A 1,303-nucleotide genomic window follows, 5' to 3' on the forward strand; every position below is an offset into this window, starting at 1 on the left:
TTCAAACCATTTCGGATTACTTAAGTCGATGATGAAGGAGCCTGTAAAAAAGGCTTCTTATTTTTTTAAAATAAACGTTTGTTTAAGCTGTATGTTCGGTAGAAAGAAACTCATGTAGTTCAAAGGCTAACAAAGAAAAATAAGAAATTAATCAAACGCTTGTTTAAGATATATGTTTGGTGCAGAATTTTTAAAAATTTATATATTTATTTTTTTCTTAACAAATGGCGGAAAAATAAGAAAAATTCGCAGGATTATTAAAAATTATCACGAAATAAGTAAAAGTTTAGCGAATAATGGTTTGAAATAATAAAACGTTTTCTATATGATAAAGGTAAAGGTTAGTAAAAAAGTAGGTGAATTTATGACAGTAACATTTTATTCATATCCAAAGTGTGGCACATGTCAAAAGGCAAAGAAATGGTTTGAGGCAAACGATGTAGCATATGAGATGATTCATATTGTTGAAAATCCACCATCAAAAGAAGATTTACGTAATTTACATGAAAAAAGTGAATTACCATTAAAAAAATTCTTTAATACAAGTGGAATGCGTTACCGTGAACTTGGTCTAAAAGATAAGTTGAAAGATGCAAGCGAAGACGAAATGTATGAGCTTTTAGCATCTGATGGCATGTTGATCAAACGTCCAATTGTAACAGATGGAACGAATGTAACACTTGGTTTTAACGAAGAGCAGTTTGAAAGTGTGTGGAAAAAGTACCAATAAGGTATTTTTACATAATTAATACATTCACTGGAGGTACAGTCATGAGCATTCCAAATAATTTACGTTACTCTGAAGAACACGAATGGGTAAAAACTGAAGGTAATGAAGTTGTTATCGGTATTACTCACTTTGCACAAGGTGAGCTAGGCGATATCGTATTCGTTGAACTTCCTGAAGTAGGTGCAACAATCGAAGCTGACGAGCCATTCGGAAGCGTAGAATCTGTTAAAACAGTTTCTGAGTTATACGCACCTGTAAGCGGTAAAGTTGTAGCAGTAAACGAAGAATTAAGTGACCAACCAGAACTTGTTAACGAATCTCCATACGAGGGTGCATGGATGGTTAAAGTTGAACTTTCTGATGCAAGCCAAGTTGAGAAGTTATTAACTGCAGAAAAATATGCAGAAATGACAAACCAAGACTAATTATAGTCGACTAAAGGACAGCCTTTGTGCTGTCCTTTTTTATTTTGTGTAAAATAATGAATGTAGAATCATATACTAATTATCGTGTAGGAGAACGTTTTTTGAAAAAAACTTTTTCGTTTAATCTTTATGCAGGTCTAGCCGCTTT

General features: G+C 32.8%; 2 protein-coding genes. Both read left to right on the top strand.

The features are described 5' to 3' along the window. Positions 1–364: 364 nt before the first annotated feature. On the top strand, positions 365–730 hold the full coding sequence (locus MR170_RS30630) for an arsenate reductase family protein (RefSeq protein WP_000218968.1): 366 nt from the start codon (positions 365–367) through the stop codon (positions 728–730). Positions 731–771: 41 nt separating this feature from the next. Beyond that, positions 772–1,155, top strand: coding sequence for a glycine cleavage system protein GcvH (gcvH, locus tag MR170_RS30635; protein ID WP_000026896.1), 384 nt, complete (start codon positions 772–774; stop codon positions 1,153–1,155). Positions 1,156–1,303: the final 148 nt, after the last annotated feature.

The sequence above is a fragment of the Bacillus cereus group sp. BfR-BA-01524 genome (assembly GCF_022662595.1).
Taxonomy (GTDB): domain Bacteria; phylum Bacillota; class Bacilli; order Bacillales; family Bacillaceae_G; genus Bacillus_A; species Bacillus_A thuringiensis_S.

Coding starts and splice junctions, on each gene's coding strand:
- MR170_RS30630 (WP_000218968.1), top strand. CDS start 365: ATGACAGTAACATTTTATTCATATCCAAAGTGTGGCACATGTCAAAAG.
- gcvH (WP_000026896.1), top strand. CDS start 772: ATGAGCATTCCAAATAATTTACGTTACTCTGAAGAACACGAATGGGTA.